Source organism: Lentzea sokolovensis, from assembly GCF_033949975.1.
Classification (GTDB): domain Bacteria; phylum Actinomycetota; class Actinomycetes; order Mycobacteriales; family Pseudonocardiaceae; genus Lentzea; species Lentzea sokolovensis.
Genome location: NZ_JAXAVU010000006.1, coordinates 125178 through 151013, shown reverse-complemented (window position 1 = coordinate 151013; position 25836 = coordinate 125178). Strand labels below are relative to the sequence as shown.

General features: G+C 69.7%; 30 protein-coding genes. 19 read left to right on the top strand and 11 right to left on the bottom strand.

All coding sequences use genetic code 11. The features are described from left to right. Positions 1–18: 18 nt before the first annotated feature. Positions 19–798, top strand: coding sequence for a histidinol-phosphatase (hisN, locus tag SK854_RS12005; protein WP_093591777.1), 780 nt, complete (start codon positions 19–21; stop codon positions 796–798). Here hisN and SK854_RS12000 read toward each other — a convergent pair. The 4 genes from SK854_RS12000 to SK854_RS11985 are packed head-to-tail and all read right to left on the bottom strand — an operon-like array spanning position 779 to position 4452. After that, on the bottom strand, positions 779–1033 hold the full coding sequence (locus tag SK854_RS12000) for a hypothetical protein (RefSeq protein WP_319975136.1): 255 nt from the start codon (positions 1031–1033) through the stop codon (positions 779–781). The genes hisN and SK854_RS12000 overlap by 20 nt on opposite strands. Then, positions 1030–3654: a TNT domain-containing protein gene (locus SK854_RS11995; RefSeq protein ID WP_319975135.1), complete on the bottom strand. Its 2625-nt coding sequence runs from the start codon at positions 3652–3654 to the stop codon at positions 1030–1032. Before SK854_RS11995 ends, SK854_RS12000 begins: the two co-directional genes overlap by 4 nt. A 1-nt stretch (position 3655) precedes the next feature. After that, the gene (locus tag SK854_RS11990; protein ID WP_319975134.1) at positions 3656–3970 is read right to left on the bottom strand and encodes a WXG100 family type VII secretion target; all 315 of its coding nucleotides are present in this window, start codon (positions 3968–3970) and stop codon (positions 3656–3658) included. Next, on the bottom strand, positions 3967–4452 hold the full coding sequence (locus SK854_RS11985) for a YbaB/EbfC family nucleoid-associated protein (protein ID WP_319975133.1): 486 nt from the start codon (positions 4450–4452) through the stop codon (positions 3967–3969). The genes SK854_RS11990 and SK854_RS11985 overlap by 4 nt, the downstream gene beginning before the upstream one ends. Positions 4453–4548: 96 nt before the next feature. Between SK854_RS11985 and SK854_RS11980 the strand changes: the two genes are divergently transcribed. Continuing rightward, positions 4549–4986: a MaoC family dehydratase gene (locus SK854_RS11980; protein ID WP_319975132.1), complete on the top strand. Its 438-nt coding sequence runs from the start codon at positions 4549–4551 to the stop codon at positions 4984–4986. A gap of 1 nt (position 4987) precedes the next feature. Here SK854_RS11980 and SK854_RS11975 read toward each other — a convergent pair whose 3' ends face one another. The 3 genes from SK854_RS11975 to SK854_RS11965 are packed head-to-tail and all read right to left on the bottom strand — an operon-like array spanning position 4988 to position 7245. Next, complete coding sequence (locus SK854_RS11975; RefSeq protein WP_319975131.1) at positions 4988–5917, bottom strand: hydroxymethylglutaryl-CoA lyase; 930 nt, start codon at positions 5915–5917, stop codon at positions 4988–4990. After that, positions 5904–6428, bottom strand: a complete 525-nt coding sequence (locus SK854_RS11970) for a PH domain-containing protein (protein WP_319975130.1) — start codon at positions 6426–6428, stop codon at positions 5904–5906. Before SK854_RS11970 ends, SK854_RS11975 begins: the two co-directional genes overlap by 14 nt. 13 nt (positions 6429–6441) lie before the next feature. Next, on the bottom strand, positions 6442–7245 hold the full coding sequence (locus tag SK854_RS11965; protein WP_319975129.1) for a biotin--[acetyl-CoA-carboxylase] ligase: 804 nt from the start codon (positions 7243–7245) through the stop codon (positions 6442–6444). Positions 7246–7362: 117 nt separating this feature from the next. On the opposite strand from SK854_RS11965, the gene SK854_RS11960 reads away from it, so the two are divergent. Both SK854_RS11960 and SK854_RS11955 read left to right on the top strand, forming a co-directional pair. Next, positions 7363–9009, top strand: a complete 1647-nt coding sequence (locus tag SK854_RS11960) for an acyl-CoA carboxylase subunit beta (RefSeq protein WP_319975128.1) — start codon at positions 7363–7365, stop codon at positions 9007–9009. Continuing rightward, a complete protein-coding gene (locus SK854_RS11955) occupies positions 9006–9227 on the top strand; it encodes an acyl-CoA carboxylase subunit epsilon (RefSeq protein ID WP_319975127.1) in 222 nt (73 codons plus the stop codon). The genes SK854_RS11960 and SK854_RS11955 overlap by 4 nt, the downstream gene beginning before the upstream one ends. On the opposite strand, the gene SK854_RS11950 is transcribed toward SK854_RS11955, so the two are convergent. Further along, a complete protein-coding gene (locus tag SK854_RS11950) occupies positions 9224–9610 on the bottom strand; it encodes a hypothetical protein (RefSeq protein ID WP_319975126.1) in 387 nt (128 codons plus the stop codon). The genes SK854_RS11955 and SK854_RS11950 overlap by 4 nt on opposite strands. Positions 9611–9714: 104 nt before the next feature. On the opposite strand from SK854_RS11950, the gene SK854_RS11945 reads away from it, so the two are divergent. From SK854_RS11945 to SK854_RS11930, 4 genes are all read left to right on the top strand, one after another. Further along, positions 9715–10344 (top strand): MFS transporter, encoded by a 630-nt coding sequence (locus SK854_RS11945; RefSeq protein ID WP_319975125.1) that lies wholly within the window; start codon positions 9715–9717, stop codon positions 10342–10344. Next, positions 10320–11096 (top strand): MFS transporter, encoded by a 777-nt coding sequence (locus tag SK854_RS11940; RefSeq protein ID WP_319975124.1) that lies wholly within the window; start codon positions 10320–10322, stop codon positions 11094–11096. Before SK854_RS11945 ends, SK854_RS11940 begins: the two co-directional genes overlap by 25 nt. Beyond that, positions 11056–11655: a Maf family protein gene (locus SK854_RS11935; protein ID WP_319975123.1), complete on the top strand. Its 600-nt coding sequence runs from the start codon at positions 11056–11058 to the stop codon at positions 11653–11655. The genes SK854_RS11940 and SK854_RS11935 overlap by 41 nt, the downstream gene beginning before the upstream one ends. Before the next feature lie 183 nt (positions 11656–11838). Next, a complete protein-coding gene (locus SK854_RS11930; protein WP_319975122.1) occupies positions 11839–13125 on the top strand; it encodes a dicarboxylate/amino acid:cation symporter in 1287 nt (428 codons plus the stop codon). Here the strand turns inward: SK854_RS11930 and SK854_RS11925 are convergent. Continuing rightward, positions 13122–13778 carry a hypothetical protein gene (locus SK854_RS11925; protein WP_319975121.1) on the bottom strand — a complete coding sequence of 219 codons (657 nt, stop codon included), beginning with the start codon at positions 13776–13778 and terminating at the stop codon, positions 13122–13124. The two genes, SK854_RS11930 and SK854_RS11925, sit on opposite strands and share 4 nt — an antisense overlap. A gap of 134 nt (positions 13779–13912) precedes the next feature. Between SK854_RS11925 and SK854_RS11920 the strand changes: the two genes are divergently transcribed. From SK854_RS11920 to SK854_RS11885, 8 genes are all read left to right on the top strand, one after another. Next, positions 13913–15679 (top strand): acetyl/propionyl/methylcrotonyl-CoA carboxylase subunit alpha, encoded by a 1767-nt coding sequence (locus tag SK854_RS11920; RefSeq protein WP_319975120.1) that lies wholly within the window; start codon positions 13913–13915, stop codon positions 15677–15679. A 153-nt stretch (positions 15680–15832) separates the two neighbouring features. Beyond that, positions 15833–16219 carry a DUF1707 SHOCT-like domain-containing protein gene (locus SK854_RS11915; protein ID WP_319975119.1) on the top strand — a complete coding sequence of 129 codons (387 nt, stop codon included), beginning with the start codon at positions 15833–15835 and terminating at the stop codon, positions 16217–16219. Then, positions 16198–16974, top strand: coding sequence for an HAD-IA family hydrolase (locus SK854_RS11910; RefSeq protein WP_319975118.1), 777 nt, complete (start codon positions 16198–16200; stop codon positions 16972–16974). The genes SK854_RS11915 and SK854_RS11910 overlap by 22 nt, the downstream gene beginning before the upstream one ends. A 173-nt stretch (positions 16975–17147) precedes the next feature. Next, complete coding sequence (locus SK854_RS11905) at positions 17148–17714, top strand: GNAT family N-acetyltransferase (RefSeq protein WP_319975117.1); 567 nt, start codon at positions 17148–17150, stop codon at positions 17712–17714. A gap of 6 nt (positions 17715–17720) precedes the next feature. Then, positions 17721–18305 (top strand): DUF3558 domain-containing protein, encoded by a 585-nt coding sequence (locus SK854_RS11900; RefSeq protein ID WP_319975116.1) that lies wholly within the window; start codon positions 17721–17723, stop codon positions 18303–18305. 97 nt (positions 18306–18402) lie between these two features. Further along, positions 18403–18768 carry a transcriptional regulator gene (locus tag SK854_RS11895; protein WP_093591718.1) on the top strand — a complete coding sequence of 122 codons (366 nt, stop codon included), beginning with the start codon at positions 18403–18405 and terminating at the stop codon, positions 18766–18768. Positions 18769–18770: 2 nt separating this feature from the next. Continuing rightward, the gene (locus tag SK854_RS11890) at positions 18771–19970 is read left to right on the top strand and encodes a PPE domain-containing protein (protein ID WP_319975115.1); all 1200 of its coding nucleotides are present in this window, start codon (positions 18771–18773) and stop codon (positions 19968–19970) included. Next, positions 19970–20776 (top strand): ESX secretion-associated protein EspG, encoded by an 807-nt coding sequence (locus SK854_RS11885; protein ID WP_319975114.1) that lies wholly within the window; start codon positions 19970–19972, stop codon positions 20774–20776. The genes SK854_RS11890 and SK854_RS11885 overlap by 1 nt, the downstream gene beginning before the upstream one ends. 28 nt (positions 20777–20804) lie before the next feature. Here SK854_RS11885 and SK854_RS11880 read toward each other — a convergent pair whose 3' ends face one another. Further along, positions 20805–21254 carry a gamma-glutamylcyclotransferase family protein gene (locus SK854_RS11880; RefSeq protein ID WP_319975113.1) on the bottom strand — a complete coding sequence of 150 codons (450 nt, stop codon included), beginning with the start codon at positions 21252–21254 and terminating at the stop codon, positions 20805–20807. Positions 21255–21363: 109 nt separating this feature from the next. On the opposite strand from SK854_RS11880, the gene SK854_RS11875 reads away from it, so the two are divergent. The 3 genes from SK854_RS11875 to SK854_RS11865 all read left to right on the top strand — a co-directional run bounded on the left by SK854_RS11875 (position 21364) and on the right by SK854_RS11865 (position 24158). Then, positions 21364–22767 (top strand): NAD(P)H-quinone dehydrogenase, encoded by a 1404-nt coding sequence (locus tag SK854_RS11875; protein ID WP_319975112.1) that lies wholly within the window; start codon positions 21364–21366, stop codon positions 22765–22767. 62 nt (positions 22768–22829) lie between these two features. Next, a complete protein-coding gene (locus SK854_RS11870; RefSeq protein ID WP_319975111.1) occupies positions 22830–23459 on the top strand; it encodes a hypothetical protein in 630 nt (209 codons plus the stop codon). Positions 23460–23615: 156 nt separating this feature from the next. Beyond that, positions 23616–24158 carry a sortase domain-containing protein gene (locus SK854_RS11865; RefSeq protein WP_319975110.1) on the top strand — a complete coding sequence of 181 codons (543 nt, stop codon included), beginning with the start codon at positions 23616–23618 and terminating at the stop codon, positions 24156–24158. A gap of 160 nt (positions 24159–24318) precedes the next feature. Here SK854_RS11865 and glpK read toward each other — a convergent pair whose 3' ends face one another. Continuing rightward, positions 24319–25827 carry a glycerol kinase GlpK gene (gene glpK / locus SK854_RS11860; RefSeq protein ID WP_319975109.1) on the bottom strand — a complete coding sequence of 503 codons (1509 nt, stop codon included), beginning with the start codon at positions 25825–25827 and terminating at the stop codon, positions 24319–24321. Positions 25828–25836 lie beyond the last annotated feature (9 nt).

Sequence of the window (25836 nt, the reverse complement as noted above, 5' to 3'; positions counted from 1 at the left end):
TCGTGGAACGATCGCCGCGTGTCACGCCACGATGCTGATCTCGAACTCGCCCTCCGACTCGCCGACGCCGCCGACGCGATCACCGCGACCAGGTTCCGCGCTCACGACCTCGCCGTGGAGCGCAAGCCGGACCGCACGCCCGTCACCGATGCCGACGTCGCGGTGGAGGACGCGGTCCGTGCCGTGCTCGCCTCCGAGCGTCCCGACGACGTCGTGATGGGCGAAGAACGCGGCGGCACGCTGGACGCGGCGCGCGTCTGGGTGCTCGACCCGATCGACGGCACCAAGAACTTCCTGCGCGGCGTGCCGATCTGGGCGACGCTGATCGCCCTGGTCGAGGATGGCGTCCCGGTCGTGGGCGTCGTGTCCGCGCCCGCCATGGGCCGCCGCTGGTGGGCCGCCGCCGGTGGGGGCGCCTTCGCGTCGGACGCGTCCGGTGAGCGCGCGATCTCCGTGTCCGGCGTGCGTTCCCTGGAGGACGCCTACGTGTCCACAACGGACATCAAGTCGTGGGTCGAGTACCACTCTCGCGAGGCCTGGCTGCGTTTGGTGGACGCGACCTGGGAGAGCCGCGCGTTCGGTGACTTCTACCAGCACTGCCTGGTCGCCGAGGGCGCGATCGACCTCGCGCCCGAGTGCGTGGCGAACCCGTGGGACATCGCCCCGTTCCAGGTGCTGGTGACCGAGGCGGGTGGCCGTTTCACCTCACTGGACGGTGAGGAGCGCTACGACGGCGGCAGTGTGCTGACGTCGAACGGCCACCTGCACGAGGCGGCGCTCAAGCTGTTGGAACGGTAAGACTTCCGCGCGCGACCTGGGCCCAGGCGAGACGGCCGAAGAGGTAGTGGCACGCCACGCTCTCGTCGTCGAACCGGGCCCAGTCGTAGCGGTTGCCCTGCTCCTGCCAGAACACCTCGTGCCCGGTCTCGTCACTGAGCAGGCACCAGCGCTGGTCCGTCTCCTCGCCGATGCTGACGACGTCGTCCGGCACGCCGATCCTGGTCAGCCACTCGGGCAGCGACTCGACGTTCATGCGGTGATCTCCGTGAGGTAGCCGAGCGCGACGAGGTCCGCGACGGGGTAGGTGGTGCGGTACCGGCTCGCCCCGCCGGGCTGGCCGAACCAGGGCGCGCTGATCGTGCGGTGCACGGGCAGGTCCTTGGTGACGCGGTAGCGCCGGTAGCCCTCGTCCGCTGCCTGGGGCGGCAGCGAGCGCTGGGCGAACGGGGTGCCCGCCGCGCTCAGGACGCGGCCCTCCGGGGTGCCGAACCTGTCCAGTTCGGCGCCTTCCTTCAGGATCTCGGCCTGGCTGTCCTCGTAGCCGCCCTCACGTTCGAGGGGCCAGCGCGGGGTGCCGTTCTCGTGCTGGAACAGGCTTTCCCAGTCGCGTTCGTGCATGCCCGCGAGCGGGTCGTGGCCCTCCAGGAGCTCCTGCACGATCGGGTGATCTTTGCCGAGGCCGCCGGACTGCGTCGACGGCCTCGGGGCGGACGTGTCGACCCGCTGCGGGTGGTCGTCGGGGGCGAACCTCGGGACGACCTGCTCGTCGGCCTGCGGGGGCGGCGGGAGCTGGCGAGCCGGCTTCCTGGCCAGGCGCGGGGCTCGGCCCGCACTCAGGAAGATCGCCATGAACCAGCTGCCGGCGGCCGCCGCGGTGTAGGTGTGGCCGATGATCTCGCCGGCGACACCGGTGGCCAGGGCCTGGTTCTCCCGGTTTTCGAGGCGGTCGCTCAGTGCGTGCGAGACCGGGTGGCCGCCGGGGTCGACGGTCGCCAGCGGTCCCGAGGTGACGGTCTCGCGCGTTCCCGTGCCGGTTCCGGCGCCAGTCGCCCCGAGGTCGACGTCCGCGCCCGGAGCGGCCGGGGTGGCGATGGTGTCGCCGACCTTCTGCGGGCCGAAGCCCGTCTCGGGATCGAAGTCGACGGACTCCGAGTCGTGGAACAGCGCGTCCTTGGCCGCCTGGTCCTTGGCCAGCGCGTCCTTGGTGACCGCGGAGGCCTGGCCGGGCTGGTTGCCGGACTGGCTCTGGCTCGGTCCCTGGTTGCCGGACTGGGCCGGTCCCTGGGTGCCGATCTGGTTCTGCGCCTGGCCTGGCTGGTTGCCGAACTGGCCGCTCAGCGCCTGAGCCGGCGCACCGGTCTTGCCCGCGACGCCCTGCGGCGCACCCGCCTTGGCCTCGCCGACCTTGGCTTCACCGGACTTGAGCTCGGCGGCCTTCGCGTCGGCTGCCTTGGCGTCGGCGGACTTGGCGGCCTGCTGGGCGGCCTGGCCCTGCTGACCTGCCTGTCCCTGCTGCGCGGGGACCTGCGCGGCGCCCTGTCCCGCGACGGCGCCGACCTGGGAGGCCGCCGCCGGAACACCACCGGCAGCGCCGCCCACGGCACCACCGACAGCACCCACGGCACCACCGATCGGGCCGCCGGCCGGGGCCGCGCCCATCGCCGGGCCCGCGGGAGCAGCGGCCGGGGCGGCAGCGGGTGCCGCGGCCTGGGGAGCGGAGGAGACCTGGCCGTGCACGTCGGAGCCGCGGACCAGCGTCGGGTCGAGCACGGCGCCGGAAGCCTGGGTCGTGCCCTCGGTGATCGGGCCGATGTTGCCGTGCACGCTCGGCATCACGTCCGCCACGACGTGCGCGACGGGCGCGGCGACCGGGCCGACCGCGTGACCCGCGTCGGCCACGACGCCGGGCAGCAGCCCCTTGCCTTCGCCTCGACCCGGGTTCTCGCCACGGGGCCCTTCACCGTTTCCGTTGCCGTTGTCGAACACCGGACCGGCGGCGTCACGGCCACCGGGCACCGCGTCGAGCACGGGATGAACCACAGCGGCGGCGGGCGCGGTGACAGGAGCGGCGGCGTCGAGGATCGGCGCGGCGGCGTCGGTGACAGCACCGACGACGGGCGCGAGCGGTGCCGTCACCGCACCGACGACCGGCGCGACCGGAGCGGTCACCGCTCCGGCGATCGGGGCCACGGCTTCGGTCACCGGAGCGACCACGGCGGCGACGGGCTCGACGATGGGAGCTACGACGGCCGCCACCGGGGCCACCACGCCACCGACGATGTTCGTGACGGGCGACAGCAGGCCACCACCGCCACCGCCGGGCCCGTGGGCGCCGGGAGCGGTGTTGACGGGCTGCGAGCCCTGGCTCATGTCGATGCCGCTGTCCAGGCGGATCGCGGAGCTCAACGTGTTCTGGAGGTTCGCGACGTTGGCCGCGGCGCCCTTGGTCAGCGTGTCGAGGCCGAGCAACGCGTTGGGGTTGCCGGCGTTGGCGGAGGCCGTCGCGGCGTCGTTGTTCTTGGCGAGGATCACGAGCTCGCGGACGATCTCGACCTTCGCGGCACCGACCTGCTTGGCGGCGTGGTCGAGACGGTCGGCGGCGGCGTGACACCCGCGGGCGGCGCGCTGGAAGTCGCCGTCCGGCGCCACGACCTTGGCCCAACGGCCACGTGCGGCGTCGCCGGTCCCGCCGGTCATGCCGCCCAGGGCACGGTTGGCGGCACCGTCGGAGGACGTTCCGAGGCTCTTGATCTTGTCGCCCGCCTCGCGCCACGCGGTGGCGCTGGAACGCATGGCGTCCTCGTCGGCCTTGGGCCAGGAGACACCGGCCTTGGCGGCGATGGCGGTGAGTTCGGCGGGAAGCTCGATGCCCATGTCAGCCCTCCAGCCTTCTGATCGAGGACGCGTTGCTCTGCTCGACGTGGCGGTACGTCTCGGCCGTCGCGGCGAGCTTGTCGCCCACGTCCCCGAGCACGGTCGCGAGTCCGGACACCGCACCCGTCGCGTCCCCGGAGGGCTTCTCGTGCGAGGCGGCGAAACTGCGCCCGACCGCGTCGTCGCCCCAGCAGGCACCGAACGCGGCCAGCGCCCTGTCGAGCGACCCCGCGATCTCGGTCGCCTGCCCGGCGAAGCCCTTCAAGTCGCGCGCCCCGGCGTCCAAGCGCTCGAGGTCGGCCGAGTACCCGGTCATCGGACCCTCCTGTTGATGAGCTCGGAGTCGAGCCAGCTCTCCCGTTGCTCGTTGTCCTCGTCGTCGTCGACACGACGGCGAACGGGCTGCCGTCCCAGATCCACGGTCTCGTACTCGTCGGACGCGTATTCCGAAGGCTGCAGATCAGCGGTACCGGCGACCACCGCGGCAGGATCCGCCGCGGCAGGCAGCACCGCGCTCAGCGCCTGATAGGTGTCCTCGGCCGCACTGGCCGCGGCCGCGGCGACGGTCTGCACGATCAACTCGGCCAGCTGCTCGGGCCGATGCCTGCGATAGGCCAGTTCGGAGAGCACGAGCCCCACGAGCTTGCCCCCGGGACCCACGGTCGCCTCGACCGTCCCGTCAGGACTGGAGGCCGTCGCGGACACGGCAGCGAGCTCGCGCTGAACCGAGGTCAGTTGCTCGCGGCTGCGCCGATAGTCGGCCAGCAGCTCCTCGACCTGCGCACGGTGGTCGTCCACCGAGTCCCCCTCACACGCATAGCCCTGGGCTCGGGCTCTAGGACGCCGTCGCCCATAGATCGGTTCCCAGCGGATTCAGTTACTAGAATCAACGACGTGATCGCCTTCGAGGATCTGCCCGCAGGCCGCATCATCCCGCTTGGCGAGGTGACCGTCGACCGGGACGACATGCTGGACTTCGCGAAGAAGTTCGACCCGCAACCGTTCCACCTGGACGAGGACGCGGGCAAGAACTCGATTTTCGGCGGTTTGTCCGCCTCCGGCTGGTACACGGCCTCGCTCTGGATGCGCAGCTGGGTCGACGCGGTGCTGTCCGACTCCACCTCCCAGGGCTCACCGGGAGGCCGTGAACTCTCCTGGCTAGCCCCGGTCTATCCCGGAGACACGCTGACGTTCGCCGCCGAGGTCCTGAGCGCGCGCCTGTCGAAGAAGCGCCCGGACCTCGGCCTGGTGGAGTTCGAGGGAACGGCGAGGCGCGGCGACGAGCTGGTCTACCGGTTCATCGCGACGGGAATGTTCACCGCGCGCGGCTGACCTACTTCGTCAGCGCGCGCACCACACGTGACGGGGACGGCCGCCCCAGCTGTTCCGCCATCCACGCCGAGGTCTCGACCAGCTTGTCCAGGTCGACGCCGGTCTCGATGCCCAGACCGTCGAGCATCCACACCAGGTCCTCGGTGGCGAGGTTGCCGGTCGCCGACTCCGCGTACGGGCACCCGCCCAGCCCACCGGCCGACGAGTCCACAGTCGTCACACCGCAACGCAAAGCGGCGAGGGTGTTCGACAGGGCCTGCCCGTACGTGTCGTGGAAGTGCACGGCCAGCCGGGAAACGTCGTGGAAGCCCTCCAGCAACGACTCGACCTGACCCGGGGTCGCCACGCCGATGGTGTCCCCCAGCGACAACTGCGAGCACCCCATCTCCAGCAACCGCTCGCCCACGGCCACGACCTGGGACCGCGCCACGGCCCCCTCCCACGGGTCGCCGAAGCACATCGACACGTACCCGCGCACGTCCAGACCCGCTGCCAGCGCACGGGACACCGTCGGCTCGAACATCTCGAACTGCGAGTCCAGCGTCCGGTTCAGGTTCCGGGAGGCGAACGTCTCCGTGGCCGAGGCGAAGATCGCGATGTGCGTGACGCCGGCCTCCAGGGCACGGTCCAGGCCTCGCTCGTTCGGCACCAGCACGGGGTAGACGACACCAGGCCGTTGTTCCAGCCCGGCCAGCAACTCGGCGGCGTCGGCCAGCTGCGGCACCCACTTGGGGTGCACGAAGGACGTGGCCTCCAAAACGGACAGTCCCGCCGAGGCCAGCCTGTCCAGGAACTCCAGCTTCACGGCCACCGGCACGACGACCGACTCGTTCTGCAGCCCGTCCCTGGCGCCGACCTCCCAGATCGTCACCCGCGAGGGCAGCGAACCGGAGCCGACGACGTCGGGCAGACCGACCTCACGCGCGCCCATCGACCACTCCGGGGTGGAAGTCGTCGTCCGGGTTGTCGTTGACCTCGCGGTACAGCATGGTGTGCACCTTCTCCACGGACGGGATGTCGTCGAACTCGAGCGGCTCGTCCGAGGCCGACTCGATGATCAGCGTGCCGCAGCCGAGCACGCGGTCGATGAAACTGTGCTCGAAGCGGACGCTGTTCACACGAGCCAAAGGGATGTCGAGGCCTGTGCGCTTGAACACTCCCTCGCGGTACATCACGCGGTCCGACGTGATGATGAAGTGCGTCGTCCGCCAGCGCGCGACCGGCGTCAGCGTCAGCCACAGGATCAGCACGACGCCGACGACGGCGAGCGCGATCCACGCGGCGGCGGCCCACGACTGGTCGCCGACCAGACCGGCCAGGTAGGTGCCGAGCGCGACCACCACCAGCAGCCAGAACACCGGGAAGATCAGCATCTTCCAGTGGGGGTGCTTGTGGATCACGACGTGCTCGCCGGAGCTCAGCAGGTCGTCGGGATAGGCCATGGGCCAACCCTAACTACGCCGGGCGCAAATGCACCACGTCACCAGCGGACACGCCGTGGTCCGCACCGTCGGCGCCGCGCACGACCAGGGTGCCGTCGGCCTCGATGCGCTGTGCCACCCCGAGAAGCTCGACACCGGCCGACAGTTCGACCCGAACCTGCGAGCCCACGGTCGACGAGTGCTCCTCGTACTCCTCCAGCACGCCGGACTCGACCGCGTCGCCGCCGTTCTTGCGCCACACGCCTTCCAGGCCCGCCAGTTCGACCAGCAGCCGGAACGCGAGCTCGCCGCGATCCAGTTCGGACGCACCCAGGTCCTCCAGCGACGTCGGCGCGAGGCCGCCCGGCGCCGGCTGGACGTCGGAGGGCAGCTTCGCCACGTTGAGGCCGATGCCGACGACGACCGCACCGTCGGCGGTGATCTCGGACAGGATCCCGGCGCCCTTGCCCGCGTCAGGGCCGAGCAGCAGGTCGTTCGGCCACTTCAGCGTCGCCTCGACACCAGCCGACTGGGCGACGCGCACCAGGGCCAGTCCGGCGATCAGGTTCAGCCACGGCAGCTTCGCGGCGGGCACGCCGGCGGGCCGGAACAGCACGCTCAGGTAGAGCCCGCCCGCGGGCGACGACCAGCTGCGGCCACGGCGGCCCTGCCCCGCGCTCTGCTCCAGCGCGATCAGCACAGTGCGGTCGGCGGCGTCGGAAGCGGCCAGATCGGCGTTCGTGGACGCCGTGGTCTCCACGACGTCGAGAGCTGCGTACGGGCCGTTGGGTGCGACAAGCCGGGAGCGCAGCTCTTCTGCGTCGAGTGCGGTGGTCATCGCGCCAGGTTATGGGAACGGAAGAGAGTACGTGCGATAAGAGATTGCCAACAGGTTGCCGTGACCTGGACAACTGCACGGGGCAGTTCAGCAATGGTCTCGTTAGGCTGCGAGCCCATGAGCAGTGCGACCGAGCCGATCGGGCACGTCCCCACCGGCGCTTCAGGCGCCCCGGACGTCCACACCACCGCGGGCAAGCTCGTTGACCTGTACCGACGCAACGACGAGGCGGTTCACGCCGGCTCGGAACGCGCGGTCGAGAAGCAGCACGCGAAGGGCAAGAAGACAGCCCGCGAGCGCATCGACCTCCTGCTCGACCCAGGTTCGTTCGTCGAACTGGACGAGCTGGCGCGGCACCGCTCCACGAACTTCGGCCAGGAGAAGAACCGCCCGTACGGCGACGGCGTCGTGACGGGCTACGGCACCGTCGACGGCCGTCCGGTGTGCGTGTTCTCCCAGGACGTCACGGTCTTCGGCGGCTCGCTCGGCGAGGTGTACGGCGAGAAGATCGTCAAGATCATGGATCTGGCGATCAAGACGGGCCGCCCGATCGTGGGCATCAACGAGGGCGGCGGCGCGCGCATCCAGGAGGGCGTCGTCTCGCTCGGCCTCTACGGCGAGATCTTCTCCCGCAACGTCAAGGCCTCCGGCGTGATCCCGCAGATCTCGCTGATCATGGGCTCGAACGCGGGCGGGCACGTCTACTCCCCCGCGCTGACCGACTTCGTCGTGATGGTCGACCAGACCTCGCACATGTTCATCACCGGCCCGGACGTCATCAAGACCGTCACCGGCGAAGACGTGACGATGGAGGAGCTCGGCGGCGGTCGCACGCACAACACCAAGTCCGGCAACGCGCACTACCTCGGCAACGACGAGGAAGACGCGATCGCGTACGTCAAGGAGCTCCTGAGCTACCTGCCGTCGAACAACCTCTCGGACACGCCCGCGTTCGAGGGCACGCTGGCCGAGGGGTCGATCTCCGACTCGATCACCGACGACGACCGCGAGCTCGACACGCTCATCCCGGACTCGGCGAACCAGCCGTACGACATGCACGAGGTCATCAACCGCGTGCTCGACGAGGGCGACTTCCTCGAGGTGCAGCCGCTGTTCGCGCCGAACATCCTCGTCGGCTTCGGCCGCGTGGACGGGCATTCGGTCGGCGTCGTCGCGAACCAGCCCACCCAGTTCGCCGGCTGTCTCGACATCGACGCGTCCGAGAAGGCCGCGCGATTCGTGCGCACCTGCGACGCGTTCAACATCCCGGTGCTGACGTTCGTCGACGTGCCCGGCTTCCTGCCCGGCACCGACCAGGAGTGGAACGGCATCATCCGGCGCGGCGCCAAGCTGATCTACGCCTACGCCGAGGCCACCGTTCCGCTGGTCACCGTGATCACGCGCAAGGCGTACGGCGGCGCGTACGACGTCATGGGCTCCAAGCACCTCGGTGCCGACATCAACCTCGCGTGGCCGACCGCGCAGATCGCCGTCATGGGCGCTTCAGGTGCGGCGAACATCGTGCACCGCAAGACTCTCGCCGCGGCGGCTGCCAACGGCGAGGACGTCGACGCACTGCGCGCGAAGCTGCAGCAGGAGTACGAGGACGCGCTGTGCAACCCGTACGTCGCCGCTGAACGTGGCTACGTCGACTCGGTGATCCCGCCGTCGTACACCCGCGGTTACGTGGCGCGGGCGTTGTCGATGCTGCGGGACAAGCGGGAGACGCTGCCGCCCAAGAAGCACGGGAACATCCCGCTGTGACCGCGCCGGAGGAGAAGCCGCTGCTCAAGGTCGTCAAGGGCACGCCGGACGACTACCAGCTGGCCGCGCTGACCGCTGTCATCGCCGGGCTGGCTTCGGCCGCGCCCGTCGAGGACGAGCCGAAGCGGCGTCCGGAGTGGGCGAACCCGGCTCGCCGGGTTCGCCGGCCGTTGCAGCACGGACCGGGCGCCTGGCGCGCCTCCGGTTTCCCCGGCTAGCAGTCGACTCTGCGGCTGGTGACGTTCAGGCCGACGGCGACCTCGCGACAGCGGGTCTCGCCGTCGACCTGCATCTTCAGCGTCCAGAACGCGCTGCCGTACGCGGAGGTCTGACGCAGCACCTGCACCCCGGCGTGGTTGAGCGGCGAGCCGGAACGCACCGCGGGCACGACCTGCGTGAGCAACGCGTTCTCCGCGCGGTCGGCGGTGTCGGCGAACGGCCAGATGGGCACTCCATAGCCGATCGGGTCACTCGCGAGCACGCTTCCAACGCCCCACGATCCAATGAGGCCGCCGAGCACGACGAGCAGTGCCGCGATCCGTCTGCGCTTGCCTTCGCGATCGGAGCCGCGTTCGGTGAGGACAAGCACCCAGCGCTTCACTCTGCCGAGAGTGCCGACCGAGGATGTGATCGCGCATCAGTAGTACTACTCGAACGGACCGCGACAACTGGCGGACCGTGTACGCGCTCTGCGTCGGGTTCTTCATGACGCTGCTGGACACGACCATCGTCAACGTCGCGCTGCAGTCGATGATCACCGATCTGAACGCCTCCCTGAACGACGTCATCTGGGTCGTCAGCGCCTACCTGCTCGCGTTCGCGGTGCCGTTGCTGCTGACGGGACGACTGGGTGACCGGTACGGGCCCAAGAGGCTCTACGGCATCGGGCTCACGTTGTTCCTCCTGGCCTCGCTGGCCTGCGGTCTCGCCACCAGTGCCGACGCGCTGATCACGGCGCGCGTCTTCCAGGGCCTGGGCGCGGCGGCCATGACTCCGCAGACGATGGCGTTCATCACGCACCTGTTCCCCCCGGCCAGGCGGGGCGCGGCACTGGGCATGTGGGGGTCGGTGGCCGGGCTCGCGACGGTCTCCGGGCCGTTGCTCGGCGGTGTGCTGGTCACGCACCTGGGCTGGGAATGGATCTTCTTCGTGAACCTCCCGATCGGGGTGGTCGCGCTGGCGCTGCTGTTCGTGTGGGTGCCCGACCTGCGGCCGAACCGCGCGCCCAGATTCGACGTGCTCGGGGTCGTGCTCTGCTGCCTCGGGCTCGGGCTGCTGGTGTTCGGGATCCAGAACGGCGAGCACTACCAGTGGGCAGGGTCGCGGGACCGCTGACGATCGCCGAGATCATCGCGGCCGGGGTGCTGTTCCTCGCGCTGTTCGTGTTCTGGCAGGCGTCCGCGCGCAACCCGGAGCCGCTGATGCCGCTGCGGATCTTCCGCAACCGCAACTTCTCGCTCGGCAACGTCGCGAACGTCGTCATCGGCATCACGGTGACCGGGGTGTTCGTGCCGCTGGCGCTGTTCCTGCAGACCGTGCCGAAGCTGTCGCCGCTGATGACGGGCCTGGTCACGGCGCCGGCGTCGCTGATGTCCGGCGTGGTGGCGATCGTCGCGGGACGGTTGTCGAACCGGGCGGACGCCAAGTACCTGCCGATCACCGGGTTCGCGCTGATGGCCGCGGGCATCCTGGCGATGACGTTCCTGCTCGGCGACGGCTCGCAGTGGGTGCTGCTGCCGTCGATGGTCGCGCTGGGCATCGGCATGGGACTCGTGTTCTCACCGCTGACGAACATTTCGACGCGCACGCTCGACAGGTCGCTGCTGGGCGCCGGGTCCGGCATCTACAACACGTCGCGGCAGTTCGGGAACGTGCTGGGCAGCGCGGTGACGGCGGCCGTGCTGCAGATCGTGCTGGCGGCCACGGGCGACTTCACCACGGCCGTGCGGGCGTCGTTCTACCTGCTGCTGGCGGTGCTGGTGGTGGGGATCGCGGCCGCGTTCGCCTTTCGGCAGGTCGCCGCCCCGAGCGTGACAGACTCGGCGCGTGCGTCTGATCCTGGCCTCCCAGTCACCCGCCCGTCTTAGCGTCCTGCGGTCCGCGGGCATCGAACCCGTCGTCCGCGTCTCCGGTGTCGACGAGGACGCGCTGATCGCGTCGCTCGACAACCCGACGCCCGAGGAGACCGTCGTCGTGCTGTCCGCGGCCAAGGCCGAGGCGATCGAGCACGACGACGACTGCGTGGTCGTCGGCTGCGACTCCATGCTGCTGTTCGAGGGCGAGCTCGTGGGCAAGCCCGGCACGCCCGAGGTCGCGCTGGAGCGGTGGCGGCGCGTGGCGGGCAAGAGCGGCGTGCTGATCACCGGGCACACCGTGCTGCGGGTCGCCGCGGGAGAGATCGCCGGCCGCGCCTCGGCCTCCGAGTCGACCACCGTGCGGTTCGGCACGCCGTCGGAGGAGGAACTGGAGGCGTACATCGCGACGGGCGAGCCGTTGCACGTCGCCGGTGGCTTCACGATCGACGGCCTCGGCGGCTGGTTCATCGACGGCATCGACGGCGACCACACGTCCGTCATCGGCATCAGCCTGCCGCTCACCCGAAGGCTGCTCAGCCAGGTGGGTGTTTCCGTGTCCACACTCTGGTAGACGCTGGTCACAGTTCACCCGATCGAGGAAGACTTCCCCTGACGCCGGCGTTGGGGGCTAGCGGTGAACGAGTACTTGACGCGTCGCAGGAACATCGACCTGGCACGCAGGACGAGCACGGGCTGTCGGAGCTGACCGCTTCCGACGCCCCCTTTCGCTCATCCCTGCCCAGGAGATGTTCCAGTGTCGCTCGTTCAGACATACCGCAAGCCCAAGGTCTTCGGACTGACAGTTCTCGGCGCGCTCGTCCTCGGCGCGCTGGCGGGCTGGCTCGGCAAGGGCACGTGGCTCGCGCCCGTCCTCGCCAAGATCGGCTCCACGTTCACGTCGCTGCTGCAGCTGACGGTCATCCCGCTGGTGTTCACGGCGATCGTCGTCGGCATCGCGTCGCTGCGGAACCTCGGCGGCGGCCGCACGGCAGCCCGTCTCGGCGGCAAGACGTTCCTGTGGTTCGCCATCACGTCGTTCATCGCGGTGCTGATCGGCATCGCGGTCGCCTCGGTCCTGCGGCTCGGTCAGGGCGTGCAGATCGAACCCGCCGCCGGAGCCGTCGACAAGCTCGCCAAGCGCGCTTCCGGTTCGTGGCAGGCGTTGCTCGACAACCTGGTGCCCACCAACATCTTCAGCTCGTTCACCGAGGGCGACGTGCTGCAGGTCGTGTTCATCGCGGTGCTGGTCGGCTTCGCCGCCTACGCGCTCGGTGACAAGGCCGCGCCGTTCACGAACCTCGTGAGGTCGTTCTTCGAGATCATCCAGAAGGTCGTCGGCTGGATCATCCTGCTGGCCCCGATCGGCATCTTCGGCCTCATCGGCAACGCCGTCGCGTCCTACGGCAACGCGTTCGTGAAGCCGCTGTTCTCGTTGATCCTGGCCGTGTACCTCGGTTCCGCTCTGGTGCTGTTCGTCGTCTACCCGGTGCTGCTGAAGTTCGTCGGCAAGACCTCGCCGGTCGAGTTCTTCCGCAAGGCCGGCACGGCGCTGCAGTTCGCGTTCGTGTCACGCTCGTCCGGTGCCACGCTTCCGTTGTCCCGCAAGGCCGCCACCGACCTCGGCGTCCCGCAGGAGTACGCGAACTTCGCCGTGCCGCTGGGCACCACGACCAAGATGGACGGGTGCGCCGCGGTCTACCCGGCCGTCGCGACGATCTTCATCGCGAACCTGTTCGGCATCCAGCTCTCGGTGTGGCAGTACGTCGGCATCGTGCTCGTGGCCGTGTTCGGCGCTCTGGCCACGGCCGGAACGACCGGCTGGTACACGATGCTCACCCTGACGCTGAGCGTCGTCGGCCTGCCGCCGGCCGTGATCGCGACCGGTGTGGCCGTGGTCTACGCGATCGACCCGATCCTCGACATGATGCGCACCGCGACCAACGTGGCCGGCCAGATCACCGTGCCGGTGCTGGTGGCGCGCAGCGAGAACCTGATCGAGGAGCCCGCCGCTCCGGCGGAGAAGGACCTCGTCAACGCCTAACTGTCAGCGCACGGACGTAGTTGCGACAACTTCGGCACCGGTGCGGGCCAGCCTGGAAGCTGCTCCCGCGCCGGTGCCGGCGTCGTGCAGCCGACGTTCGCGCCGAGGGCCGAGAACACCTGGACGAACGCGTCGTTGCACTGGCCGTCGCAGGCACGCTGGGCCGAGACGATGTCCGCCGTGCCGTCCTCGTTGACGTCGTGCAGCCCGAGGTAACCCGCACTGGACAGATAGGCGGCCTGCGCGCGCGACCACGTGCCGTCCTTGCGGAACAGCACCTCGCCGAGCACCTTGCCGCCGGCGTCCCCGCGCACGAGGCACACGCTGATCGCCGCCGCCCGGCAGTCCAGCGACTCGGCGGTCACCGTCGCGCCGGACTCCGCGATGGTCATCTCGAAGATGTACGGGCCCGACTCGCCGGTCACCCTGATCCTCCCGCCGCCGGTTCCGGCGAGCAGCTCCACGAGGTCCTTGCCGACCGATTTGCCGATGACGACCTGGCAGACGGTGGTACCGCAGCGCATTCCGGGGTCGGTGCCGGATTGACCTGAATCGGTGTTGTTCGGCCTCCGGAAATAGGCGAACGTCAGCCCCGCGACGACGACCACGACAGCGACGATGGCGATCACCTGCACGGACCTGGTTACACCCACGTCGCAGATTGTGGCCGATGGGCTCACGATTGATGTGAAGTGAGCCGTCTCTCCCTCTCGGAGTTCGTCGATTTCCGTAGACTGCGGCACCAGCCAGAGCCGTAATTAACCGGTCCAGCAGGAGGTACGACGCCGTGTCGCTGCGCAAGGTCCTCATCGCGAACCGCGGTGAGATCGCCGTCCGGGTCATCCGCGCCTGCCGTGACGCCGGTCTGACGAGCGTCGCCGTCTACGCCGAACCCGACCGCGACGCCCCGTTCGTGCGACTCGCCGACGAGGCGTTCGCGCTGGGCGGCAACACTCCCGGCGAGAGCTACCTGTCGTTCGAGAAGGTGCTGGCGGCCGCCGCCCAGTCCGGCGCCGACTCCGTGCACCCCGGTTACGGCTTCCTGTCCGAGAACGCGGAGTTCGCGCAGGCCGTGATCGACGCCGGGCTGGTCTGGATCGGCCCGACCCCGCAGGCGATCCGTGACCTCGGTGACAAGGTGACGGCGCGGCACATCGCGATGCGCGCGGGCGCGCCGCTGGTGCCCGGCACCAAGGACCCGGTCAACGGGCCGGACGAGATCATCGCGTTCGCCTCCGAGCACGGCCTGCCGGTCGCGATCAAGGCGGCGTTCGGCGGTGGCGGCCGTGGCCTGAAGGTCGCGCGCACTCTCGAAGAGATCCCCGAACTGTTCGACTCCGCGGTCCGCGAGGCCGTCACGGCGTTCGGCCGCGGCGAGTGCTTCGTCGAGCGCTACCTGGACAAGCCGCGCCACGTCGAGGCGCAGGTCCTCGCCGACACCCACGGCAACGTGATCGTCGTCGGTACGCGCGACTGCTCGTTGCAGCGCCGCCACCAGAAGCTGGTCGAGGAGGCGCCCGCGCCGTTCCTGACCGACGAGCAGCGCGCCACGATCCACTCGTCGGCTCGCGCGATCTGCCTGGAGGCGGGCTACCACGGCGCCGGCACCGTCGAGTACCTCGTCGGGATGGACGGGTCGATCTCGTTCCTGGAGGTCAACACGCGCCTGCAGGTCGAACACCCGGTGTCGGAGGAGACGACGGGCCTCGACCTGGTGCGCGAGCAGTTCCGGATCGCGGCCGGCGAGAAGCTGCGGTTCACCGAGGACCCGACGCCGCGCGCGCACTCCATCGAGTTCCGGATCAACGGCGAGGACGCCGGTCGAGGCTTCCTGCCCGCACCCGGCACGGTGACGACGTTTATCGCGCCGTCCGGTCCCGGTGTCCGCGTGGACGCCGGTGTCGAGTCGGGTTCGGTGATCGGCGGGCAGTTCGACTCGTTGCTGGCCAAGCTGATCGTGACCGGCGAGAACCGCGACGAGGCCCTGGCCCGTGCGCGGCGCGCGCTGGACGAGATGGTCGTCGACGGCATGGCGACGGTGCTGCCGTTCCACCGCGTGATCGTGCGGGACGCGGCGTTCACCGCCGAGAAGCCCGAGGGTTTCACCGTGCACACGCGGTGGATCGAGACGGAGTTCGACAACCAGATCGCGCCGTTCGCCGGTGCTGCCGAAGCGGCGGAGGAAGAGACGCCCCGCCAGACCGTGGTGGTCGAGGTCGGCGGGCGTCGCCTGGAGGTGTCGCTGCCGGGCGATCTCGCCGTCGGTTCCCGGCCTGCCGCCGCCGCTGCCAAGAAGCCGAAGACCAAGCGCGCGGGCGGCGGTTCGGCGGCCGTGTCGGGTGACGCGGTGGCGGCGCCGATGCAGGGCACGATCGTGAAGGTGGCCGTCGAGGACGGGCAGACCGTCGAGGCGGGCGACCTGATCGTGGTGCTGGAGGCCATGAAGATGGAGAACCCGGTGACGGCGCACAAGGCCGGCACGGTGACGGGTCTCGCGGCCGCGCCCGGCGACCCGATCACCCAGGGCACCGTGATCTGCGAGCTGAAGGACTGAGCTCGCAGGCTCGCGCAAGGGTCCCCTTGGGCGTTGGGTCCCCCGCGACCCAACGTACTCAGCGGGTCTGACACTCGCGGCGAGGCGAAGTGGCGGGCTGTGATGTGCGCGCTTGCCAACTGACCGGCCGGGTCGCTCACCTACGATTGGTTCGTGAGCGACCCGAGCAGGGACATCCGCATCGGTGACACCGAGCGTCAGCAGGCGTTGCAGGTGCTCGGTGAGCACATGAGCGCGGGCCGCATCGACATCAACGAGTACGGCGACCGGTCCGCCAAGATCACCACCGCGAAGACCCGCGGCGAGCTGATGGCGTTGTTCTACGACCTGCCTGATCCGCGGCCGCAGTTCGTCGCGCCCGTGCCGATGTTCAACGAGCCCGTCAGGGCGCCCGCGCGCCGGTGGGAGGGCGCGGTCATCCCCGTCGTGGGTGTGGCCGTGGCGATCGTGTTCTTCGCCTTCGTCAAGAACCCGTTGATCTTCCTGCTCATCCCCGCGGTGGCGATCCTGTGGGGCCAGTGGAACGGACGCCGGCGCTGAAACCCTTGCTGCTGCTCGATCTCGACGGTGTGGTGCGCAGGTTCCCGCCGATGCCGGCGGAGCTGGCCGCAAGAGCATTCGAGCCGTCGTTGCTGCACCGCGCGGTCACCGGGGAGATCTCCGACGAGCAGTGGCGGCAGGCGGTCGGCCCGGACTTCGCGGCCGACCCCGGCGAGGTGATCCCCGAGGCGCTGGCGCTGGTCCGCACCGCACGACGGCAGTGTTTTGTGGCGTTGCTGTCCAACGCGACCACGCGGCTGGAGGCGGACCTGGCGCTGCTCGGCCTCGACGCCGAGTTCGACGCGGTCTTCAACTCGTCCCGGCTCGGCCTCGCGAAGCCGGATCCCGCGATCTACCGCAGGGTGCTGGACGAGCTCGGCCACCCGACCGCGGTCTTCTGCGACGACACCGCGGAGAACGCGGCCGCGGCGACGGCGGCAGGACTGGACGGCGTGCACGTGCCGGACACGGCGGCGTTGCGGACGGCGCTGGCCGTGCGGGAGCTGATCCCGCCGACCGTGCTGCTGGTCCTGCCGGACCGCGACGAGGCCGAGGAGCTGGCGACGGAGTTGCTGGAGGCCGGCTGGGGCCCGTGCGCCGTGCACAGGGACATGCTGGCGGGTGAGGACGACGCCGAGGACGTGGACTGGGTGGTCGAGCTGACCACCGCGCCGGACGGTCTGCCGGCGTCCGCGCACCACGCCGAGCTCGACGAACTGGCCGAGCGGCACGACGGTTTCACCAGCGACAGTTAGTGGTGTGACCCGGCTCGTCGGCGGGTGGATCCACGCTCAGCAGGGCACCTCGCGGCGCCGCCCCCACGCCCCCGTACAACCAGTACGAAGACGTGGGGGCGACACCACGATGCACCCGTCTGACCGCGGATCCACCCGGCAACGTTCCAGGCCACACCACTAGCCTGCTGGCCGTGGAGCCAGTTGAGATCAACGCGGGCGAGTACTACCTGCGCGCCTTCCGCAGCGACGACCGCATCGACGACGTGCCGGTGCTGGCCGAGGCATTCGCCGACGCCGAGACCAAGCGGTACATGCCGCGCCTGACCGCGGACGGCGCGCCGTCCGCGGAGACGTTCGTCCTGCTGATGACCGACGGCTGGGAGAAGGACTACCGCTGGTCGTGGGCGGTCTGCGAGTCCGTCACCGCCGAGGTGATGGCCGGGATCGTCATCCACAACGTCGACCACCACCTCGGGTCCGCCGAGGTGATGTGCTGGAGTCAGCCGAAGCACCGCGGCAAGGGCGTGCTGCCGGCCGCGCTGAACTCCGTGCTCGGCTGGGTCTACGGCGCGATGGACGTGCACCGGGTCACGTACCGGCACGCGGTGTCGAACACGGCCTCGCAGCGGGTCGCGGAGAAGTGCGGATTCACCCTGGAGGGTCGTCTTCGCGAGGAGGCGATGGTCGATGATCAGCGCGAAGACCAGTTGCTGTGGTCACGGCTGGCGTCGGACCCCTTCCCCGAGCAGCTACGGTGACCGGCCATGCGGACCACGGGGCTCCTCATCGTCGCGATGGCGCTGGCCGGGTGCACGGCGGCGCCCCAGCAGAGTGCGCTGACCACCCCGCCTCCCCCACCGCCGTCACCCACGACGACGCCCTCGCAGCTTGACTTCCCGCAACGGCCGCGCGCGGTACCGCTCGACAAGGTGGACCCCTGCGCGGTGCTGACCGCCGACCAGCGCACGGCGCTGAGCCTCGACAACCCGCCCAGCGCGTACGTCGAACCGAGCTTCGGCAGCGCGAAGGCGTGCACGATCCGGAGCACGACGAGCGGGAATGTGGCGAGGATCGCACTGGTGCTCGCCTCGGGCGCGGACGTGTGGCTCTCGGAGAACGCTCAGGTGGACTACACGGTGAGCGCTATCGAGGGATTCGCGGCGATTACTGTCCGCACACCCGACGTGCACGACGTCTGCAATGTGGAAATAGACGTCGCCGATGGGCAGTTCCTCGACGTCATGTTCCGCGACGGCGGTAATTCCACTGCCGTGCAACAAGATCATCTTTGCCTCGGCGCCCAGCGGGTGGCAGAGGCGGCGATGGCCAGTTTGCTCCAGAAGCGCTGACCCACTCGGGCGGATGTCACTGTTCGCACTCCACAGCGTTACCTTCGGTGGTTAGAGTGTCGATGCGCTTGCACGTACAACCGCCGGAGGTTCCACCATGCCGCCAGGGGGACGCAGCGGGGCAGACTCCTCGCCGCCCGCTTCGCACGAGCTGAACGTGGAGCCAGAGGCGATCCCGGCGCTGCGCAACACGTTCTCGGCCGCCCTGATCAAGCTGGACAAGCAGATCGAGATGGCGATCACCGAGTTCCGCGTGCGCCCGTGGGCGGGTGACCCGGTCAGCCAGGAGGCCGCGGAGAAGTTCAACGACCGCTCGATCGCGGACGGGGACTCGGCTCTGCAGGCCCTGCTGAACTACCAGCGGCAGCTCAAGACCGCGATGGACAACCTCAACCAGATCGAACGGCAGTACAACGTGGTCGAGGGCGACAACACCGGCATGATGAACAAGAGCGGGTGCTGACCATGGCTGATCACCGCTGGCAGGGCTACAGCCACAAGGAACTGTACGAGCGCATCCACGCGGGTCCTGGCGCTTCCGCGTCGTTCGCGTCGATGGAGCGCTGGCAGGGCGTGTCGGCCGCGCTGACCGAGATCAACGACGACCTGCACTCCGGCATCGCGCTCTCGGGCGCGAAGTGGCAGGGCAAGGCCGCCGACCTCGCGCAGTCCGGCCTGAACCCGATCGCCGCCTGGGCGGACAGCGCCCGCACCGGCTCGGACGTCATGCGCTACTCGGCCGAACTGCAGGCCGGGTACGTCTCGAAGGCCCGCGCGGACATGCCGGCGCCGGTCAACGTGACCGCGGAGCAGCCGGGTGCCCTCGTCAGCGGCATCACCCACCTCTTCGGTGGCCAGACCGACCACGAGAAGCAGGAGGCGGCCCAGGACGCCGCCGAGCGCCGCGCCCGTGAGGTCATGTCCACCTACGCGTCGTCCACGACCGCGAACACCTCGACGCTCGGCCAGTTCACCCAGCCGCCGCAGCTGCAGATCAGCGGCTCCGGCACCGTGCACGGCGGTGGTGCCCAGGTGGGTGCGGCCGCGGTCTGGGGCGTCGGCCCGAACGGCACCGGCGGCAGCGCCACCCGCGGCCGCACCCCGACGGGCACGCGCGGCACCACTGCCCCGCCGCCTCGGAGCGGCACGCCCGCGCCGGGCACCACGACGCGCACGTCGAGCACGGGAACCAGCACGACTCCCGCCGTCAAGGGCTCGCAGAGCTCGGTCACGGCGACCACCACCGGTCCTGGTGGCACGGGCACGGCGGGCGTCGGCCTGCCTGGCCAGCGCACCTCCAGCCGTTCGGGTAATTCCAACGGCCAGGAGGTCAAGCAGATGGAGGACGGCGCGACCGCGGCCTCCGGTGCCGCCATGGGCACGGTCATGAACCAGGGCCACGCCGCCGGTGTCGCGAACGCGTCGGGTTCCGCCATGGGCCCGATGGGCACGGTCGGCGCCGCGAACAACGGCGACCAGGTCCACCGCAGGGCCGTGCCGATGCCGCAGTCGTTCGACCCGTTCGGCGGCATGGGCGGCGGGCGCAAGGGCGAGGAAGAGGAGGACTTGGAGCACAAGGCCGCCGACTACCTCCGCGAGCGCGACGACATCTACGGCGTGGGCAGCTACACGTTGCCCGTCATCGGGGAGAGCACGACCGACTGATGACTCTGTTCGGCTTGGACGTCGGGACGAGCGACACGCGCGACCCGGTGATCATCTCCACGCTGGAGTTCGACGTCCTCTGGGAACACCTGGGCCTGGAGATGATGCCGCTCGTCCTGAAGGTGCCCTCACCTGGCAAGACCACGGAGGAGCGCCGCGCCATCGAGGACCGGGTCTGGCTGCAGCTCGGCGCCCGCGGCCTCGGCGGCCCGCGTTCCCTGGACCCGACCCTGGAAGACCTGCTGCACGTCCTGAACCGCCCGCAGCAGGAGATCGACGCCCGGATGTGGCTGAACGAGCGCAGCCTCCGGGTGCTGGCCGCGGGCAAGGGCCAGGCGGGCGTGCTGGCGATTCTCGACGGCACCCAGCTGATCCTGCGCCCGGCGGAGGCCGACGGCCTCCCTCGTGAGGCCCTCACCGCCCTGCCGACCGCTCCGGCGGGCGAGGGCCACTCCATCACCCTGCCGTCGGCGGACCTGGACGGAGCAGCGGCCTCAGCGGCGACTCCGGAGGACCTGGAGGCCGCGCTGAGTACGACGTTGCGCGCCGGCGACGCCCACACGCTGGCCGAGATGGTCCGGGACGCCTCGAACCGCGGCCAGTTCGGCGCGGCCGCCCGCGACAAGTGGGGCAAACGCGTCCGCCCGGACCGGGTGGTCGCCTTCTACGACACGCCGAAGGGCCGCTACCTGCAGATGCGCCGCGCGGTGGACGGTCAGCCTCCGTGGTCGACCATCACGCCGGTCGACTACCGGCGCATGCACCACCACCTGGTGGAACTGCTGGCAGAGGCCGCGGGCTCCTGACCACCGGGTCAGGAGCCTCAGCGCGGGATCAGGGCCCGATGCCCGAGCAGGGCCGGGTCCGCAGGTCGTTCACGTAGTCGTCGGGCGCCCCGGCGGCTTCCGCCGCGTCGGCGACCACCCCGATGTAGCGGGCGGACGGCAGCCCGCCCTCGTAGGCGTCCAGCACGTAGAGCCAGGCGACCACGGACCCCTCGAGGGTCTGCACCCGCAACCGGATCTTCTTGTACAGGCCGAGCGCACCCTCCCACCGGTCCAGCCGCGACTCATCGCGAGGCGACACGTCGTAGAGCACGCAGAACGTCTGGTGGTCTGGCTCCTCGACGATCGTCGCGAGGGCACCCTCCCAGCCGAGGTCCTCGCCACCGAACGTCATGCGCCATCCAACGAGCCAGCCGGTCCCCGCGAGCGGGGAGTACGGGGCTCGCTCCATCATCTGGTTCGGATCCATGTTCGACCCGTACGCGGCATAGAGCGGCACGTCCGACAGCGTAGCGACACGACGATCAGCTTTCGGTACTGACGACACGGTCGATTCGGTCAACGCGTACGGTTGAGCCGCCCAACAAGCCCGTGGAAGGGGACTGATCGTGACCCGCATCGTCATCATCGGCGGCGGACCCGCAGGTTACGAAGCAGCTCTGGTCGCGGCGCAGCACGGCGCCGACGTGACCGTCGTCGAGAACGACGGGGCAGGTGGCGCGTGCGTGCTGTACGACTGCGTGCCGTCCAAGACCTTCATCGCTTCCGCGGGGGCCCGCAGCGCCTTCCGCAACGCCGGTGAGCTGGGCATTCAGACTCACAACGAACTCGCGACGGTGGATCTCCCGGTCGTGCACGGACGGGTGAAGGGCCTCGCTCTGGCCCAGTCCGCGGACGTGCGCGCACGCCTTCAGCGGGAGGGCGTGCGGCTGATCAACGGGCGCGCGAAGTTCGTCGACGACTCGCGCGGGCTCGCCCAGCACCAGGTCGTGGCGACCGGTGCGGACGGCTCCGACGAGATCCTCAACGCCGATGTGGTGCTCATCGCAACCGGTGCGACGCCGCGCGTGTTGCAGGGCGCGGAGCCCGACGGCAAGCGGATTCTCACCTGGCGGCAGATCTACGACCTGCCTGAGCTGCCCGAACACCTCGCGGTGATCGGTTCCGGCGTCACGGGTGTCGAGTTCGCCAGCGCCTACACCGAGATGGGCGTGAAGGTGACGATGGTCTCCAGCCGGGACCGCGTCCTGCCGCACGAGGACGCCGACGCGGCCGTGGTGCTGGAGGACGTGTTCGCCGAGCGCGGCACGGCCGTCGTCAAGCACGCCCGCGCGGACAAGGTCGAGAACACCGGAGACGGCGTTCTGATCCACCTGGAAGACGGTCGCACGATCGAGGCATCGCACGCCCTGATGACCGTCGGTTCGGTGCCGAACACGACCGACATCGGCCTCGACAAGATCGGTATCGAGCTCGGGCGTGGCGGGTACATCCCCGTCGACCGGGTCAGCCGGACCAACGTCAGCGGCGTCTACGCGGCCGGCGACTGCACCGGCGTGCTGCTGCTCGCGTCCGTCGCCGCCATGCAGGGACGCATCGCGATGTGGCACGCGCTGGGCGAGGGTGTCAGCCCGATCAAGCTCAAGACCGTCGCCGCGAACGTCTTCACCAACCCCGAGATCGCCAGCGTCGGCATCAGCCAGCAGGCGATCGACTCGGGTGAGGTGCCCGCGCGCACGATCATGCTGCCGCTGGCCACGAACCCCCGCGCCAAGATGGAGGGTCTGCGCCGCGGCTTCGTGAAGCTGTTCTGCCGCCCGGCCACCGGCGTGGTCATCGGTGGTGTGGTGGTGGCGCCGAACGCGAGCGAGCTCATCCTGCCGATCGCGCTGGCCCTGCAGAACCAGCTCACCGTCGAGCACCTCGCGACGACCTTCTCGGTCTACCCGTCGCTGTCCGGCTCGATCACCGAGGCCGGCCGCCAGCTCATGCGTCACGACGACCTGGACTGACCAGGGCAACCACTCCCCGGGCTCGTGCGTGTCCTTGACACAACGACCCTGGGGAGGAAGTCGTGAGAAGAAAGATCGCAACACTGCTGGCAGGGCTGAGCCTGTTCGCGGTGGTCCCGGCCGCCGCGCAGGCGCAGGACGACATCTATCTCGACATCTATCTGCGGTACACGATGCCGAGCTCCACCGTGTCGGTGACGCTGCGGGGCTGCGACGAGCCGACCACCGCCACGTCTCCCGGCTTCGTCAGCCCCGCTCGGCTGGAGCCGGACAACTCGGGCAACACGACCGGCAGCACGCAGGTCGTCCGCCAGTGGGGCACCTACACCGCGACGGCGGAGTGCGCGGGCAGGTCCTACTCGGGCGAGGTCACCGTGCACGGACCGGGCCTGAACGGCTGGAGCGTCTTCCCGTCGCTCGTCGAGCCGGGCGGAGAGATCAGCTCCAGGCTCATCAAGAACCACTGCACCGCCCAGGGGCCCATCACGTCACCCGGCTTCACCGAACCGCTCCACCTCCACGACCAACCGCGTTGGTCCGAGGGCAGGACGACAGTGATCACGAGGCCCGGCACCTACATCGCGACCCTGCGCTGTGCGGAGTCGCCAGTTCCCTTCACCAGCGAGTTCACGATCAAGGGGACTCCGAGGCCCAAGGCGCCGCGCATCGTGATTCCCCCGGGCGCCCTGTAGAGCGATCGCACCCTGCCGACGTCGGCCAAACCGTCCACTTCGGACGCAGGCAGGTCTCGTCGTGCTGGTCTGAACGGCGGACACGTTCATGATCACATTTCGATCCTGTCTTGACCGGACGAGCAACTGACCCACGAGATGTGCGTCAATGGGTCCGTGGGGACTCGTGTCTTGATCGCGGTGCTGTGTCTGACGCTGGCCACCGCCTGTTCGCAGGGGCCCGCACCGAAGCCGTCGGCGGCGACGAGCGACAGCGCGCCGCCGCCGGTGGTGTCACCGCTCGGCACCTCTGATCCGAAGGAGCTGCGGATCGAGCGGATCGGCGTGCGGTCGTCACTGGTCGCGCTCGGCCTCGACCAGCAGGGCGTCGTCCAGATGCCGCCCGCCAACGAGGGCATGCAGGCCGGTTGGTACCAAACGCAACCGCAGCAATGGATCATCGTCGGCCGGATCGAGAGCAACAAGGCCAGAGGCGTCTACTTCCGGCTGAACGACCTGCTGCAGGGCGACGTCGTCGAAGTGTCCAAGAAGGACGGTTCGGTCGCCCGCTTCACCGTGACCCGCACGGAGAGGATCATCCGCGACGACTTCTTCGCGGAGGCCGTCGCGCGGGACAAGGACGAGCAGGGGCTGCGGCTGATCACGTGCGGCACCCGCGACAACGTGATCGTGCACGCAACCCCAGCCCCAGCCCAGTAACCGTCCGCGAGCCCGCGACTTCGCGAGGTTCGCGAGTTCGCGCTGGTCATCCGTTCGCCTCTTCGTCGTGATTCGGCGAAGCCCAATCGGGGCGAAGCGGCGGGCGGATGACCAGCTTCCCGGCGAACGAGCCGGAGTCTGCGGAGCAGCGACCAATAACTCAGTCCTCGACCCAGTCGAAGGTCTTGCTCACGGCCTTCTTCCAGTTGGCGTACTCGGACGCCCGGCGGGACTCGTCCATCTGCGGCTCCCACTGCTTGTCCTGGGCCCAGTTCTCGCGGATCTCGTCCTCGGTCTTCCAGAACCCGACCGCGAGTCCGGCCGCGTAGGCGGCGCCGAGCGCTGTCGTCTCCGCGACGACCGGCCTGATCACCGGCACGCCGAGGATGTCCGCCTGGAACTGCATCAGCAGTTCGTTCACGACCATGCCGCCATCGACCTTCAACGCGGTCAGGTCGACGCCCGAGTCGGCGTTCATCGCGTCGAGCACCTCCCGCGTCTGGAAGGCCGTCGCCTCCAGCACGGCCCGCGCGAGGTGGCCCTTGTTGACGAACCGGGTCAGGCCGACGATCGCGCCGCGGGCGTCGGAACGCCAGTACGGTGCGAACAGGCCGGAGAACGCGGGCACGAAGTACGCGCCGCCGTTGTCGTCCACCGACCGGGCGAACTCCTCGATCTCGGCCGCGCTGGAGATCATGCCGAGGTTGTCGCGCAGCCACTGCACCAGCGAACCGGTGACCGCGATCGAGCCCTCCAGGGCGTAGACGGCGGGCGCCTCACCGATCTTGTAGCAGACGGTGGTGAGCAATCCGTTCTCGCTCATCACCTTCTCGGTGCCGGTGTTGAGCAGCATGAAGTTGCCGGTGCCGTAGGTGTTCTTGGCCTCGCCGGGTGACAGGCAGGCCTGGCCGAACGTCGCCGCCTGCTGGTCGCCGAGGATGCCCGCGATCGGCACGCCGGCCAGCGCACCGCGTTCGCGCACCTGGCCGTAGACCTCCGACGAGGAACGGATCTCCGGCAGCATCGACATCGGAATGCCCATGTCGGAAGCGATCGACTCGTCCCACTGCAACGTGTCGAGGTCCATCAGCATGGTGCGCGACGCGTTCGTCGGGTCGGTGACGTGCACGCCGCCGTCCACCCCGCCCGTCATGTTCCACAGCACCCAGGTGTCCATGTTGCCGAACAGCAGGTCGCCGGCTTCGGCCCGTTCTCGCGCGCCTTCGACGTTGTCGAGGATCCAGCGGACCTTGGGCCCGGAGAAGTAGGTCGCGAGCGGCAGGCCGACCTTCTGCCGGTAGCGCTCCTGGCCGCCGCCCAGCGCACCCAGTTTCTGCACGATCTTGTCGGTGCGCGTGTCCTGCCAGACGATGGCGTTGTAGACGGGCTCACCGGTGTTCTTGTCCCACACCAACGCCGTCTCGCGCTGGTTGGTGATGCCGACGGCAGCGATGTCCGAAGTGGACAGATCGGCTTTCGCGAGCGCGCCCGCGGCGACCTGGCGGGTGTTCTGCCAGACCTCCTTCGGGTCGTGCTCGACCCACCCCGCTTTGGGGAAGATCTGCTCGTGCTCCTTCTGGTCGACCGAGACCACCCGCCCGGAGTGGTCGAAGATCATGCACCGGGTCGACGTCGTGCCCTGGTCGATCGCGGCCACGTACTGCGTCATGCGAGAAGT